Annotated in this window: 15 protein-coding genes; 7 read left to right on the top strand and 8 right to left on the bottom strand. The window is 69.7% G+C overall.

All coding sequences use genetic code 11. The features are described 5' to 3' along the window. Window positions 1–276 precede the first annotated feature (276 nt). Both G6045_RS16995 and G6045_RS16990 read left to right on the top strand, forming a co-directional pair. On the top strand, window positions 277–825 hold the full coding sequence (locus G6045_RS16995; protein ID WP_165332805.1) for a VanZ family protein: 549 nt from the start codon (window positions 277–279) through the stop codon (window positions 823–825). A 91-nt stretch (window positions 826–916) separates the two neighbouring features. Next, complete coding sequence (locus G6045_RS16990) at window positions 917–1,135, top strand: PspC domain-containing protein (RefSeq protein WP_165332804.1); 219 nt, start codon at window positions 917–919, stop codon at window positions 1,133–1,135. A 101-nt stretch (window positions 1,136–1,236) separates the two neighbouring features. Here G6045_RS16990 and G6045_RS16985 read toward each other — a convergent pair whose 3' ends face one another. Then, on the bottom strand, window positions 1,237–1,668 hold the full coding sequence (locus tag G6045_RS16985) for an ATP-binding protein (protein WP_165332810.1): 432 nt from the start codon (window positions 1,666–1,668) through the stop codon (window positions 1,237–1,239). A gap of 147 nt (window positions 1,669–1,815) precedes the next feature. Beyond that, window positions 1,816–2,961, bottom strand: a complete 1,146-nt coding sequence (locus tag G6045_RS16980; RefSeq protein WP_165332803.1) for an adenosine deaminase — start codon at window positions 2,959–2,961, stop codon at window positions 1,816–1,818. Between the two features lie 158 nt (window positions 2,962–3,119). On the opposite strand from G6045_RS16980, the gene G6045_RS16975 reads away from it, so the two are divergent. Further along, window positions 3,120–3,887: a prolyl oligopeptidase family serine peptidase gene (locus tag G6045_RS16975; RefSeq protein WP_165332802.1), complete on the top strand. Its 768-nt coding sequence runs from the start codon at window positions 3,120–3,122 to the stop codon at window positions 3,885–3,887. Window positions 3,888–3,911: 24 nt separating this feature from the next. Here the strand turns inward: G6045_RS16975 and G6045_RS16970 are convergent, their stop codons facing one another. Continuing rightward, window positions 3,912–4,895: a LysR family transcriptional regulator gene (locus G6045_RS16970; RefSeq protein ID WP_165332801.1), complete on the bottom strand. Its 984-nt coding sequence runs from the start codon at window positions 4,893–4,895 to the stop codon at window positions 3,912–3,914. A gap of 62 nt (window positions 4,896–4,957) precedes the next feature. Here G6045_RS16970 and G6045_RS16965 point away from each other — a divergent pair, with 62 nt between their 5' ends. The 4 genes from G6045_RS16965 to G6045_RS16950 all read left to right on the top strand — a co-directional run bounded on the left by G6045_RS16965 (window position 4,958) and on the right by G6045_RS16950 (window position 8,639). After that, window positions 4,958–6,247 (top strand): MFS transporter, encoded by a 1,290-nt coding sequence (locus G6045_RS16965; RefSeq protein WP_165332800.1) that lies wholly within the window; start codon window positions 4,958–4,960, stop codon window positions 6,245–6,247. 125 nt (window positions 6,248–6,372) lie between these two features. After that, entirely contained in the window at window positions 6,373–7,071 is a 699-nt protein-coding gene (locus tag G6045_RS16960) for a L,D-transpeptidase (RefSeq protein ID WP_165332799.1), read from the top strand. Window positions 7,072–7,205: 134 nt separating this feature from the next. Then, window positions 7,206–8,213 (top strand): sigma-70 family RNA polymerase sigma factor, encoded by a 1,008-nt coding sequence (locus G6045_RS16955; protein WP_165332798.1) that lies wholly within the window; start codon window positions 7,206–7,208, stop codon window positions 8,211–8,213. A gap of 90 nt (window positions 8,214–8,303) precedes the next feature. Beyond that, the gene (locus G6045_RS16950; protein ID WP_165332797.1) at window positions 8,304–8,639 is read left to right on the top strand and encodes an STAS domain-containing protein; all 336 of its coding nucleotides are present in this window, start codon (window positions 8,304–8,306) and stop codon (window positions 8,637–8,639) included. Between the two features lie 107 nt (window positions 8,640–8,746). On the opposite strand, the gene G6045_RS16945 is transcribed toward G6045_RS16950, so the two are convergent. From G6045_RS16945 to G6045_RS16925, 5 genes are read right to left on the bottom strand one after another with little or no spacing between them, the layout of a single operon-like run. Continuing rightward, on the bottom strand, window positions 8,747–10,024 hold the full coding sequence (locus G6045_RS16945; protein WP_165332796.1) for a thymidine phosphorylase: 1,278 nt from the start codon (window positions 10,022–10,024) through the stop codon (window positions 8,747–8,749). Window positions 10,025–10,067: 43 nt separating this feature from the next. After that, window positions 10,068–10,463, bottom strand: a complete 396-nt coding sequence (locus tag G6045_RS41485; protein WP_165332795.1) for a cytidine deaminase — start codon at window positions 10,461–10,463, stop codon at window positions 10,068–10,070. Continuing rightward, a complete protein-coding gene (locus G6045_RS41480) occupies window positions 10,460–11,722 on the bottom strand; it encodes an ABC transporter permease (protein ID WP_165332794.1) in 1,263 nt (420 codons plus the stop codon). The genes G6045_RS41485 and G6045_RS41480 overlap by 4 nt, the downstream gene beginning before the upstream one ends. After that, window positions 11,719–12,831, bottom strand: coding sequence for an ABC transporter permease (locus G6045_RS16930; RefSeq protein ID WP_165332793.1), 1,113 nt, complete (start codon window positions 12,829–12,831; stop codon window positions 11,719–11,721). The genes G6045_RS41480 and G6045_RS16930 overlap by 4 nt, the downstream gene beginning before the upstream one ends. Further along, on the bottom strand, window positions 12,828–14,498 hold the full coding sequence (locus G6045_RS16925) for an ABC transporter ATP-binding protein (RefSeq protein ID WP_165332809.1): 1,671 nt from the start codon (window positions 14,496–14,498) through the stop codon (window positions 12,828–12,830). Before G6045_RS16925 ends, G6045_RS16930 begins: the two co-directional genes overlap by 4 nt. Window positions 14,499–14,612: the final 114 nt, after the last annotated feature.

Genomic DNA, 14,612 nt, shown 5'->3' with positions numbered 1-14,612 from the left:
GGGGGCAGAGCCCCCGCCTGCGGCAATCAACCAGCCCGTCCGGCACATCCAGCCCGTCCGGCGTTTGAGGACATCCGAACGAAGTTCGGATCCGGGGTCTGGGGCGCAGCCCCAGTTTCGGGAAGGGGCGGGTAGGGGAAAAGTCGCCCGCCGCAGGCGCCACCCAGCCGCACCCGGCAACGAGACCGCACCCCCGCCGAGCCGCCCGTCCAAGTGCACTCCTCCGCTTCCGCCCCGTGCGGAACCGTTTGCGCGTATCCCTGCGTCTAGGGGGGCGTGCAGCGTCAGGGACTTGGCGGGTCGGCCGTCATCCGCTTTCGTGCGACAGGAGTTCTGCTCCTCGTCGCGCATCTCGCTTTCGTCGGCTGGCTCACCTTGCGTCCCCTGGATGTGCCGTGGGTGACCGCGGCGAACCTGCAGCCGTTCGCCGGGATCAAGGCGGATCTGGCGCTCGGGCCCGCCCAGGCCGCGCGCCGGATCGGTGAGGCACTGCTGCTGCTCGCGCCGCTGGGCGTACTGCTGCCGATGGCAGGCGGGCGTCTGCAGGCCTCGTCGCTCGGGTCGTTTCTGCGGACGGTCGCGGCGGGGGCGATGCTCTCCCTCGGGATCGAGCTGCTGCAGACCGCCGTACCGGGCCAGGTCGTCGATATCGATTCGCTGCTGCTCAACACCGTCGGTGTCGCCGTCGCGCATCTGGCCCTCGTCCCCGCGGCACGGGCCCGTATCCGCCGCAGGCAGGGGCTCCCGGGTCGGCTGACCCTGCCCAGGGACGAGGCGTCTCAGGGGCCGACCCCGACGATTCCCAGGGTCGGGATCGCCCCGTAGCCTGACGTTTTGCGCCGTTCGCGACCGTAGCTTTGAAGTACACCGAGGCGCCGACGAAGGAGCCTCACCGACGGTTCGCGAAGGAGCCACCATGACCGCCCTTGCCCGCCCCCGTAACGGACGGATGATCGGCGGAGTGTGCGCAGCGCTGGCACGGCGCTTCGGCACCTCCGCGACCACGATGCGCGTGATCTTCCTCGTGTCGTGTCTGCTGCCCGGCCCCCAGTTCCTGCTGTACCTGGCGCTCTGGGCGCTGCTGCCCGCCGAGAAGGACTCCCTCCACAAGGACACCACCGCGCCTGCGTGGTAGCGGCCGGGGTCCGGGGACGGATCCTGAGCACAGAGCATGCGAAAGGGCGCCCGCCCGGAGTACGACTCCGGTGGGCGCCCTTTCCGCTTGGCCGGCGTGCGTCAGCCGCCGAGGCCGGGCAGACCCGGGAGGCCGCCGACCGCGGGGAGGCCCTGGACCGGCAGACCGCCGGTGCTGACCGGCAGACCGTCGACCGGCAGACCGCCCGTCGGCAGGCCACCCGTCGGGAGACCGCCCACCGGCAGACCGCCGAGCAGGCCCGCGACCGGGTCGGTGTCCGCCGGCAGCGACTTCTCGAGGGTCGGCTTGGCGGTGCTCAGACCGTTCGTGAGCGCACCCTGCCCGGCGTCCACCGCCTCGGTCGCGCCCGGCAGGGTCTTGGTCACCTGGCCCACCGGAAGGTCCTTGGTGACCGCACCGACGGCCTGCGCGGGGTCCGGAAGAGCGGGAGCTGCCGACGCGGTGCCGGCGCCCGCTGCGGCGAAAGCGGCACCGAGGGCGGCGACACCGAGGGTCTTGGCAGACTGCTTCATGGTGAATACGTCCTTGTAGACGGGGAGTTCTTGAGCGGTCATGCAAGCTATCGAGGCCTGCCGCGCGCCCGCAAACACCGTCAACGTATGAAAAACGGCCGGGAGTTGATCTTCCCGGCCGTTCTCTCATCCGTGTTTTCCGCCTGCTCAGCCCTCGGAACCGCTGGTCGCAGCGGTCTGCCGGAACAGCCACTCCGACTTGAGCTCGGCATAGCCCGGCTTGATCACGTCGTTGATCATGGCGAGTCGTTCATCGAAAGGAATGAACGCTGATTTCATCGCATTGACTGTGAACCACTGCATGTCATCGAGCGTGTAGCCGAAAGTACCGACCAGGTGCTCGAATTCACGGCTCATGCTCGTGCCGGACATCAGGCGGTTGTCCGTGTTCACGGTGGCCCGGAAGTGCAGCTTGCGCAGCAGCCCGATGGGGTGCTCGGCGTAGGAAGTGGCGGCGCCCGTCTGCAGGTTGGACGAGGGGCACATTTCCAGCGGGATGCGCTTGTCCCGTACGTACGAGGCAAGCCGGCCGAGCTTCACGGTGCCGTCGTCGGCGACCTGGATGTCGTCGATGATCCGCACGCCGTGGCCGAGCCGGTCGGCTCCGCACCACTGCAGGGCCTGCCAGATGGACGGGAGACCGAAGGCCTCGCCGGCGTGGATCGTGAAGTGGTTGTTCTCGCGCTTGAGGTACTCGAAGGCGTCGAGGTGGCGGGTGGGCGGGAAGCCCGCCTCGGCGCCCGCGATGTCGAAGCCGACGACGCCCAGATCGCGGTAGCGGTTGGCGAGTTCGGCGATCTCCAGGGCACGGGCCGCGTGGCGCATCGCGGTGAGCAGGGCGCCGACGCGGATGCGGTGCCCGTTCTCCTTCGCGCGCCGCTCGCCCTCGCGGAAGCCCTCGTTGACCGCCTCGACGACCTCTTCGAGGGTGAGGCCGTTCTCGAGGTGCTGCTCGGGTGCGTACCGGATCTCGGCGTAGACGACGCCGTCCTCCGCGAGGTCCTCGGCGCACTCGGCGGCGACCCGGAAGAGCGCTTCCTTGGTCTGCATGACGGCGCAGGTGTGCGCGAAGGTCTCCAGGTAGCGCGGCAGCGAGCCGGAGTCGGCGGCTTCGCGGAACCAGATGCCGAGCTTGTCGGCCTCGGTCTCGGGGAGGCCTTCATAGCCGCTCTCGCGGGCGAGATCGATGATCGTCCCGGGGCGCAGGCCGCCGTCGAGGTGGTCGTGAAGCAGCACCTTGGGGGCCCGGCGGATCTGGTCCGGGGTCGGGGAGGGAGTGGTCTGGCTCGTCATTGCCGCACTCTACCGCCTACGCGCGTAGAGCGCGCTGGTCCGTGCGGAATTCCTTCACCGCGGCGTCGGGGGTGCCGCGGTGTGACATCGGATGTCGATACGTAACAGTGACCCCCGGTAAAGGTTGCGTACACCCGCATTTCTGAGACTGTTCTGCCGTGACACAGCAAGCAATTCCGGGGCGTGAGGCCCGACTTGGGCGGGCCATCGGGCAGGAGCTGACGCCGGGGCGCGCGGTGGGCGGTGTGGTGCTGCTGCTTCCGGCGGGCGACGAGACCTCCGCGCGGCGGGCCCACCCGTTCGCGCTCGCCAACGTGCGCGCGCTCGGCCGCAGGCTGGCCCGCGCCGGGCGCGAGGAGGGCCTGGTCGCGCACGCCGTGCACTACCGGGCCCGGGGCTGGAACGGGGCGGACGCGGCGCCCGCCGCCGACGCGCTCTGGGCCGCCGACGAGGTCGTACGGCGCTACGGCGACGTGCCGATCTGCCTCGCCGGGATCGACATGGGCGGCAGGGCCGCGCTGCACGCGGGCGGGCACAGTGCCGTCAACTCGGTGCTCGCGCTGGCCCCTTGGCTGCCGGAGAAGGATGTGGCGCGGGCGCCCGAGCCGGTGAAGCAGCTCGTCGGCCGTCATGTGCTGATCGCGCACGGCACCAATGACGAGCGGACGGATCCCGAGCTTTCGTTCCGTTTCGCCGAGCGTCTGAAGAAGGCCAACCGGGACACGGCACGCTTCGAGGTGCACTCGGACGGGCACGCCATGCTGCAGCACCGGGCGGAGGTGTTCGCGCTGGCGGTGGATTTCGTACGGGGGGCTCTGTTCGGGCAGCCGTTCGCGCGACCGGTGGCGGACGCGTTCGCGGCGCCGCCGCCGTTGGGGTTGCGGATGCCGCTGGCTTCGGGGTTCGGGCGGGCGTTGATGCGGTGAGACGCTGCGTGCGAGGGGGCCGCTTTACGCGAGCAGCCGCCCCCTCCTCGTCAGCAAGAACCTCTTGAACGCCGCCACCGGCGGTGTGTCCGGGTGGCCCTCGAGCCAGGCGACGCCGATCTCGCGGACCGCGCGCTGGCCCGTGATCGTCAGTTCCACGACTCCCTTGCGCGGTACGGCGGGTGGCGGGAGAAGCGCCACGCCCAGGCCGACCGCGACCAGGCCGCGCAGGGTTTCCGCCTCCTCGCCCTCGAAGGCGATGCGCGGGCGGAAGCCGGCCTCCGCGCACAGGTCGTCGGTGATGCGGCGCAGGCCGTAGCCCGGCTCCAGCATGATGAAGGTTTCCTCGGCGGCCTCCGCGAGCCGGATGCGTTTGCGGGTCGCGAGGCGGTGGTCCTCGGGGACGACCAGGCGCAGGCGCTGTTCGTCGAGGCGGCGGGCGGCCAGGTCCGGGGCGTCCGGGACCGGGGACGTCAGGCAGAGGTCGAGCTCTCCCGAGCGCAGATGCTCCAGCATCCACTCGCCGTAGTTCTGGACGAGGGTGAAGCGGACCCGGGGATGGTCGGCGCGGAACTCGCGGATCAGGCTCGGCACCGTCTCCGAGCCCATGGTGTGCAGAAAGCCGAAGGCGACCTTGCCGGACTCGGGGTCGGCGTCCGCCCGTACCGACTCGGCCGCTCTTTCCACTTCGCCCAGTGCGCGCTCGACCGTCGCGAGGAAGGTACGGCCGGCCGCGGTGAGCGAGACCGTGCGGCCGTGGCGGGCGAACAGGTCGACGCCCAGGTCGCGTTCGAGCCGGACCAGGGCGCGCGAGACCGTGGACTGCGGGACCTGGAGCCGGTGCGCGGCCCGCGTGACGTGCTCGGCGCGGGCCACCGCGGCGAAGTACGCGAGGCGGGGCGCGAGGATCGCGGACCAGGACTCGGGGTCCAGTTCGGCGAGGGCCTGAATGTCTTTTGTGTCACTGTTCAGTGACAGCCCCGCCTCTGACCTCTGCTCATGCACCATGGGAACGATTATGGCGAGTCCATGCATTGGACGCATGAATCGGGGCGGCCTAATTTCGGAGCATGCCTGCCGCCAGTAGCGGGGCATCCGCCCACCCTGCGGGTGCCCTCACCCCTGCGTCCCCTGCCCCTCTCCCCGAAGACACCCGGCTCGCGCCCGGCCTGCCCGGCTACCGCCGGATCAGCCTCGCGCTGTTCGCCGCCGGACTCGCCACGTTCGCGCTCCTGTACTCCACGCAGGCCCTGCTGCCCGCCATCTCGGGCGAGTTCGCGGTCACCGCGGACGACGCGAGCTGGACGGTCTCCGCGGCGACCGGCGCGCTCGCCCTCTTCGTCCTCCCGCTGAGCGCGCTCTCGGAGCGGTTCGGGCGGCGCACCCTGATGACCGTCTCGCTGAGCGTCGCCGTCCTGGTCGGCCTTCTCGTGCCGTTCGCACCGAGCATCGGCTGGCTGGTCGTGCTCCGAGCCGTGCAGGGCGCCGCGCTCGCCGGACTCCCGGCATCCGCGATGGCGTATCTCGCGGAGGAAGTACGGCCGAAGGCGCTGGTCGCGGCGGTCGGCCTGTTCGTCGCGGGCAACAGCATCGGCGGCATGAGCGGCCGTATCCTCGCCGGCTGGGTCGCGCAGGCCTGGGGGTGGCGCGCGGCGCTGCTCGCGGTGGGTCTGATGGCGCTGGTGTGCGGGCTCGCGTTCCGCGCGCTGCTGCCGAAGGCCCTTAACTTCCAGGCCGGTTCACTGAACCCCCGTGCCCTGTACGGGACGGTGCGCGGGCATCTGTCGAACCCGCTGCTCGTGCGGCTTTACGCGATCGGCGCGCTGTTCATGACCGTCTTCGGCGCCGTGTACACGGTGATCGGGTACCGGCTCGTGGACGAACCGTTCAACCTGCCGCAGGGCATCGTCGGTTCGGTCTTCCTGGTCTATCTGGTCGGCACCGTCTCCTCGGCCGCCGCGGGCAAGCTGGTGGGCCGACTCGGGCGGCGCGGGGCGCTGTATCTCGCGGTCGGTACGACGACGGCCGGACTGCTGCTCTCCCTCACGGACTCCCTCGCGGGCATCCTGCTCGGACTCGTCCTGATCACCGCCGGGTTCTTCGCGGGGCATGCGGTGGCCTCCTCGTCGGTCAGCCGTACGGCGACCACGGGCCGTGCGCAGGCCTCGGCGCTCTACCAGTCCGCGTACTACATCGGCTCCAGCGCCGGCGGAACCCTGGGCGCGCTCGCCTTCCACGCGGGCGGCTGGCCCGCGACCGTAGTCCTCGGTCTGATCGCCGTCCTCGGTGTGGTGTCGGTGACGCTTTACGGGTCGCATGCGGCGCGAGTGGAGCGGCGGGTGCTCGTCGCGGCCCGGTAAGTCCGGCCTGCTCCGAACTCACGGGAATTTCCCTTGAATTGACGTCGATTTCCGTACAACCAGGCCTACTTCAGAACCGTCCTACCAGCACAGAGCACACACTGCGCCGGAAGGGGACGACGGCCATGCGGAGAAAGACCCGGAGAGCAGCGGCGGCGACGGGGGTCGCGGCACTGGTGGTGCCGTTGAGCGTGGCGCTGAGCGCCGGCTCGGCGGCGGCCGCCACCACGTGTACGACGAGCACGGGCCCGTACCAGAAGCAGGTCGAGAAGTTCCTCGGCCTGAAAGTGGACGGGAAGCAGTCCTCGACGGACTGCAAGGCGATACGGGCTTTCCAGACGAAGCACCTGATCAAGCCGAACATCGGGTACGCGGGCCCTGTCACCTGGGGCGTGATGAACCTGATGAACAAGCAGAAGGCCGTGGGCAAGAACCCCAACGCGGCCGGCAAGTGCCCCACCAACAAGGGCCGGATCGCGTGCGTGAACCTCACGCTGCAGATCAGCTGGATCCAGGACGGTTCGAAGCTGAAGTACGGTCCCGTGCCGGTGCGGACGGGACGCAACGGGGCGGAGACCAGGACCGGTTCGAAGAAGATCTATCTGCGCAAGCTCAACCACTGGTCGACGATCTACAAGGTGTGGATGCCGTACACGCAGTTCTTCGACGGCGGCATCGCCTTCCACCAGGTCGACAAGAGCATGTACGCGCCGCCGGGCTCGGGCGGGTGCGTGAACATGCGCAAGGCCGATGCACAGGCGTACTGGAGCCTTCTGAAGAAGGGCGACGACGTCTACGTGTACGGGCGCAAGGCCGGCACGTGACCGGCGTGACGGATTCGTCCTTTCCTCTGCCGGCTGTCAAGGGATAGGACGGGTTTTCGCTGCTCACGGGCGATTGTCAGTGGGGCCCTGTAGCTTTCGAAGTGCCAGTGTCGAGGGCTACAGGGGTGAACCCAATGGCGGGATCGTCTGATCTGAGTGGTGCGGCAGGGACCAGGGGGGACTTGGACCTGCGGATGGAGAAGCACCGGACCGAGCTGACCGGTTATTGCTACCGGATGCTCGGTTCCGGCTTCGAGGCCGAGGACGCCGTGCAGGACACGTTCGTGCGTGCCTGGCGCGCGTACGACAAGTTCGAGGGCCGGTCCTCGCTGCGCTCGTGGCTGTACCGGATCGCGACCAACGTGTGCCTGGACATGCTGAACGCGGGCAACAAGAGGGCGCGTCCCATGGATCTCACCGACCAGGCGCATCAGGCGACCGCGGTGCTCAACGAGCGCTCGGAGATCACCTGGCTCGAACCCGTACCGGACGGCCGGGTGCTGCCGTCGTCGGCCGACCCGGCGGAGACCGCGGTGGCCCGTGAGACGGTGCGGCTCGCCTTTGTGGCGGCGCTTCAGCATCTGCCGGCCAAGCAGCGCGCCGTGCTGATCCTGCGCGAGGTGCTCGCGTGGAAGGCCAGCGAGGTGGCGGAGCTGCTCGACACGTCGGTGGCGTCGGTGAACAGTGCGCTGCAGCGCGCGCGGGCGACCCTCGCGGACACCGGCGGGGTGCGCGAGACGGAGACGATCGATCCGCTCGACGATGACCAGCAGAAGCTGCTCGACCGCTATGTGGCGGCCTTCGAGGGCTATGACATGGAAACGCTGACGTCCCTGCTCCACGAGGACGCCATCATGTCCATGCCCCCGTTCGACCTGTGGCTGGTCGGCCACGAGGACATCGTCAACTGGCACCTGGTGCAGGGCGCGAAGTGCCGCGACGGAAAGCTCATCGCGACGGTCGCCAACGGGACGCCGGCGTTCGGGCAGTACCACCTCAACGAGGACGGTTCGTACTCGCCGTGGGCGCTGCAGGTCATCGAGATCACGGACGGCAAGATCTCGGGCCTCAACGCATTCCTGGACACGAAGCGGTGGTTCCCGCTGTTCGGACTGCCGGAGAAGCTGGAGGCGGGGGCGTAGGGGCGGCCTCCTGGCAGACTCCTACGAGGGGTGGCCGGACCGTCCGGCCGGGGACCGATGAGTTTTCGGGGCTCGGGCGGTCCACCCTGCATGACTGCCGTTGAGCCCCTCGTCGTCCGCCTTGCCGCACCCCTCACCCGCGCCCAGGTCCCCCAGCTCTGTGAGCACCTGCGGGGGCAGCTGGAGCTGACCGGTGCGGCCGAGGTGATCGTGGACACCCATGCCCTCCACCAGGCAGGCCAGGCGGACTTCGCGGTCATCGACGCCTTGGCCCGCCTGCGCCTCACGGCCCGCCGAGCGGGAGCGGGCACACGGATCAGGGACCCCGGCCCGGCACTGCTGCGCTTGCTTCAACTCACGGGCTTGGCCGAGACGTTAGGGGTGGTGGAGCACCGGGGACGCGAGCCGGACCCGGACCGCACCTGACCGTCCGACCGGGGCCGGCCGGTCCGGTCACAAACGAAAGGGGGACCCTCTGTCTCCGGGAATCGCCCAAATCGGGCGCTCCACGGAACAGAGGGTCCCCCTTTCGATCAAGCGATCCGGTCCAGGACGATCGGGGACGGGGAGAACTCCGTGCCTGTGGGGGCGATGTCCCATGCCGATGTCAGGGATTCGAGGGCGTACTCGAAGCGTTCCGGCGTGTCCGTGTGCAGCGTCATCAGCGGCGCACCCGCCTGTACCTCGTCGCCCGGCTTCGCGTGCAGCTCGACGCCCGCCGCCGCCTGCACCGGGTCCTCCTTGCGCGCGCGGCCCGCGCCCAGGCGCCATGCGGCCACGCCCACGTCGTACGCGTCGAGGCGGGTGAGGACGCCCGAGGACGGGGCCGTCACCACGTGCTGCTCGCGGGAGGTGGGGAGCTCCGCGTCCGGGTCGCCGCCCTGCGCGGCGATCATGCGACGCCACACGTCCATCGCCGAGCCGTCCGCGAGGGCCTTCGCCGGGTCCGCGTCCTTGACGCCCGCCGCGTCCAGCATTTCGCGGGCGAGGGCGAGGGTCAGCTCGACCACGTCGGACGGGCCGCCGCCCGCCAACACCTCGACGGATTCCCGTACTTCGAGGGCGTTGCCCGCCGTGAGGCCGAGCGGCGTCGCCATGTCGGTGAGCAGCGCCACCGTACGGACGCCGCTGTCGGTGCCCAACTCGACCATGGTGGAGGCGAGTTCGCGGGCGTCCTCGATGTTCTTCATGAACGCGCCCGAGCCGACCTTGACGTCGAGGACGAGCGAGCCCGTACCCTCGGCGATCTTCTTCGACATGATCGACGAGGCGATCAGCGGGATCGCCTCGACGGTGCCGGTGACATCGCGCAGCGCGTACAGCTTCTTGTCGGCGGGCGCGAGACCGTCACCCGCCGCGCAGATCACCGCGCCGGTCGAGTCGAGTACGTCGAGCATCTCGGCGTTGGAGAGCAGCGCGCGCCAGCCGGGGATCGACTCCAGCTTGTCGAGCGTGCCGCCGGTGTGGCCGAGACCGCGCCCGCTGAGCTGCGGCACGGCCGCGCCGCAGGCCGCGACGAGCGGCGCGAGCGGCAGCGTGATCTTGTCGCCCACGCCGCCGGTGGAGTGCTTGTCGGCGGTGGGGCGGGAGAGGCTGTCCCAGCTCATGCGCTCGCCGGAGGCGATCATGGCGGCGGTCCAGCGGGCGATCTCGCGGCGGTTCATGCCGTTGAGCAGGATCGCCATGTTCAGGGCGGCCATCTGGTAGTCGGCCACCTCGCCCCGGGTGTACGCGTCGATGACCCAGTCGATCTGTTCGGGGGTCAGCTCTCCCCGGTCCCGCTTGGCTCGGATGACGGTGATGGCGTCCATGGGGCCTTCCTCGTTCGTGCGGGGCGGGCAACCGCCCCAACTGTTACTTCAGGTGATCAGGACCGAATGCCTGCGGCAACATGGCCGACAGCGGCAGGACCCCCTGCGGGGTCTCCACCAGGAGGTCCGGCCCGCCGAACTCGTACAGGAGCTGCCGGCAGCGGCCGCACGGGACCAGGACCGCTCCCGTGCCGTCGACGCACGTGAAGTGCGTGAGCCGGCCGCCGCCGCCCGCGGCGAGCGACGAGACCAGGCCGCACTCCGCGCAAAGACCGAGCCCGTACGAGGCGTTCTCGACGTTGCAGCCCGTCACGACCCGGCCGTCGGAGACCAGAGCCGCCGCGCCGACCGGATAGTTCGAGTACGGGGCGTAGGCCCGGGACATCGCGTCCCGGGCCGCCGTCCGAAGCTGCTCCCAGTCGAAGGGAGCCTGGGTCACTTGCCCTGGCCCTTGTAGTAGGGCAGGCCGTCCGCCTTCGGCATCCTCAGGCGCTGGGCCGACAGGGCCAGGACGAGGAGCGTCGCCACGTACGGCGTGGCCGTCACGAACTGGCTCGGGACCTCGTCGGTCATCAGGTACCAGACGAGGACGAGGGCCGCGATCACCGAGGTGATCAGCGCCGGCACGTACCGCTTGCTCCACAGCTGCCAGCCGAGCGCGATGACCAGGAGGATCGCCAGGAGCAGCAGCAGCGCGTGCACGTTCACGCCGCCGCCGCGGAGGTTGAGGCTGTCGGTGTAGCCGAACAGGCCCGCGGACATCGCGAGTCCGCCCGGCATCCAGTTGCCGGAGATCATCGAGGCGAGACCGATGTAGCCGCGGCCGCCGGTCTGGCCCTCGAGGTAGAAACTGGCGGAGACGATCGAGAGGAACGCGCCGCCGAGGCCCGCGAAACCGCCCGAGATGATCACGGCCAGGTACTTGTACTTGTAGACGTTGACGCCGAGCGACTCGGCCGCGACCGGGTGCTCACCGCAGGAGCGCAGGCGCAGACCGAAGGCCGTACGCCACAGCGCCCACCAGGTGAACGGGACCAGGGCGATGGCGATGACCGTCAGGGGCGACAGGTTCGTCACCGCCCCGCCGAGCAGGCCCGCGATGTCCGAGATCAGGAACCAGCCCTTCTCGTTGAGCGAGTCCAGCCAGGTGGACAGGCCCGGGATCGAGAAGTTGCCGAGGGATTCGACCGGCGGGGACTGCTTCGAGGTGCCGCCCTCGACGTCCTCGAAGGCGAAGGTCGACATGTAGCGGGTCGCGCCGATCGCGAGGATGTTGATCGCGACACCGGAGACGATGTGGTTGACCTTGAAGGTGACGGTGGCGATCGCGTGGATCAGACCGCCGATCGCACCGCCGACGATGCCCATGAGGAGGCCGGTCCACGGTCCCCACTGGTAGCCGGCCCAGGCGCCGAACCAGGTGCCGAGGATCATCATGCCTTCGAGGCCGATGTTCACGACGCCCGCGCGCTCGGCCCACAGACCGCCGAGACCGGCGAGGCCGATCGGCACGGCGAGCTTGAGTGCGGTGGACATCTGGCCGACGGAGGTGATGCCGTCGGCGCCGGTGATCAGGCGGACGATCGAGACGAGGACCAGGAGGCCCGCGACACCGATCATGACCTTCGCCAGGGAGAGCCTGCGACCGGTCGGACGCGGCTGCACCGTGGGCTTGTTGACGTCGGTTGCCGTGCTCATCGGGCAGCCACCTCCTCGGAATTCTTCGACTTACGGGCGGCTGCCGCGAGCTCTTCGCCGACGCGCTGCTGCTGACGCTTGAGGCCCCAGACGCGTACGGCCTCGTAACTGATGACGACCGCGAGGACGATCAGGCCCTGCATGATGACCGCGATCTCCTTGTCGTAACCGTGGTAATCGAGCTCCTGCGAGGCCTTGTCGAGCCAGGCCCACAGCAGAGACGCGAACACGATGCCGACGGGGTGGTTGCGGCCGAGGAGCGCGATGCCGATGGCGGTGAAGCCGAGACCGGCCGGGAACGTCAGGTCGTACGTGTGCGAGTGGCCGAGCAGCAGCGGCAGGCCGGCGATGCCGGCGAGCGCGCCCGAGATCAGCATCGCGGTGAGGACCATGCGCTTGGCGTTCACACCGCTGGCCGCGGCGGCCGACTCGGAGGCGCCGGTGGCCCGCAGGTCGAAGCCGAAGCGGGTGCGGCCGAGGACCAGCCAGTACGCGACACCGACGATGACCGCGAGCACGATGAGGCCGTAGATCTTGCCGCCGGCGAGCTCGATGCCGGGGATCCAGCCGGACTCGCTCATGAGGCCGGTGGTGGTGTTGTTGCCCGACAGGACACCGAAGTTCTCGGCCTGGGTGAGCCAGGCGATCAGGCTGGTCGCGATCGCGTTCAGCATGATCGTGGAGACGACCTCGCTGACGCCGCGCGTGGTCTTGAGGATGCCCGCGATGCCGGCCCAGAAGGCGCCGGTGAGCATGGCGACCAGGATCAGCATCGGCACCTGCAGGAAGGACGGCAGTGCGACATGCGCGCCGACCAGTGCGGTGGTCATCGCGGCCAGGCGGTACTGGCCGTCGACGCCGATGTTGAACAGGTTCATCCGGAAGCCGACCGCCACGGCGACGGCGGCCAGGTAGTACATCGTGGCCTGATTGACGATCAGGACCTGGATATCGGAGAACGTGGCCTGCTCGAACATGATCGAGTACGGCTCGAACGGGCTCTTGCCCGAGATGAGCAGCACGATCGAGGTCAGTGCCACGGCCACGACCAGCGCGATGGCCGGTCCGGCGAGTGCGAGCAGCACCCGCTCCTTGTCGAACTTCTTCATCGGGCCTCGTCCTCCGGGGCGTCCACTGCGTTGTCGGCGTCCTGCGCGTCCTGCGCGGCGGGAGCGTCCTCGCGGGCCGCCTGCTCCAGCAGGAGGGCCGCACTGAGCTCGGCGTCCTCGTCGCGCTCCAGGTGACCGGTCGCGGCGCCCGTCATCGCGGAGCCGAGCTCCTCGGGCGTGATGGTCGCCGGATCGGCGTCCGCGACGAGCTTGCCGCGGTAGATCACGCGCAGGGTGTCGGAGAGACCGATCAGCTCGTCCAGGTCCGCGGAGATCAGCAGGACGGCGAGTCCTTCGCGGCGGGCCTCGCGGATCTGGTCCCAGATCTGCGCCTGCGCGCCGACGTCCACGCCGCGCGTGGGGTGGGCGGCGATCAGGAAGCGCGGCTTGTGGCTCATCTCGCGGCCGACGATCAGCTTCTGCTGGTTGCCGCCGGAGAGGGAGGCCGCGGTGACGTCGATACCGGGCGTACGGACGTCGTACTCCTCGACGATCCGCTTGGTGTCGGCCTGCGCGGCCTTGAGGTCGAGCCAGACGCCCTTGGCGTTGGGCTTCTCGGTGACGTGGCCGAGGATGCGGTTCTCCCACAGCGGGGATTCGAGCAGCAGGCCGTGGCGGTGGCGGTCCTCGGGGATGTACCCGATGCCGTCCTCACGGCGCTTGCGGGTGGGCCAGGTGGTGATCTCGTCGCCGGCCAGGCGGATGGTGCCGGAGTCGGCGCCCTTGAGGCCGATGAGCGCGTCGATCAGCTCGGTCTGGCCGTTGCCCTCGACGCCCGCGATACCGAGGACTTCGCCCTCGTGGATCGTGAAGGAGATGTCGTCGAGCAGCGCACGACCGCCCTCGCCCTCCAGGCGCAGGGAGTCGACCTGGATCATCGGCCGGTCGGTGACCGTCGAGTCGCTGGTCTCGGGCGTCGGCAGCGCGCTGCCGACCATCAGCTCCGCCAGCTGGCGCGGCGTGGTCTGAGAAGGGACCGCCGTGCCCACCGTCGTGCCGCGGCGGATGACCGTGATCTCGTCGGCGACGGCGAGGACTTCGCCGAGCTTGTGCGAGATGAAGATGACGGACAGGCCCTCGGCCTTGAGCTCGCGGAGGTTGTCGAAGAGCGCGTCGACCTCCTGCGGCACGAGCACCGCGGTCGGCTCGTCGAGGATCAGCGTGCGGGCGCCGCGGTAGAGGACCTTGAGGATCTCCACACGCTGGCGGTCGGCGACACCGAGGTCCTCGACCATGGCGTCGGGCCGGACGCCGAGTCCGTACGCGTCGGAGATCTCTTTGATCTTCTTACGGGCCTGGCCGCCGATGCCGTGCAGCTTCTCGCTGCCGAGCACCACGTTCTCCAGGACCGTGAGCTGGTCGGCGAGCATGAAGTGCTGGTGCACCATGCCGATGCCGCGGGTGATCGCGTCGGCGGGGCTTCCCAGCGTCACCGTCTCGCCGTTGATGGCGATGGTGCCCTCGTCCGGCTTCTGCATGCCGTAGAGGATCTTCATCAGCGTCGACTTGCCCGCGCCGTTCTCCCCGACCAGGGCGTGCACGGTGCCCTTGCGGACGCTGAAGTGGATGTCGTGGTTGGCCACGACACCGGGGAAGCGCTTGGTGATGCCCGCCAGTTCTACGGCAGGCGCCTGGCCGTCGGCCGGAGGGCTGCTGGACGCTTTGATGGCGACTCTCCTCAGGGAAGGGGCGTCCTGCGCAACGCCCCTGGGGGGTCCGGGGGTACCCCCCGGAAAACAACAGCAACGTCAGTGTTGAAGTGCCGAGGCCTCGTGCGGGTG

Origin of the sequence: Streptomyces mesophilus, assembly GCF_011044995.1 — a bacterium.
GTDB classification, from domain to species: domain Bacteria; phylum Actinomycetota; class Actinomycetes; order Streptomycetales; family Streptomycetaceae; genus Streptomyces; species Streptomyces mesophilus.
The sequence above is the reverse complement of the archived record's forward strand: the minus strand, read 5'-3'. Positions and strand labels throughout refer to the sequence as shown.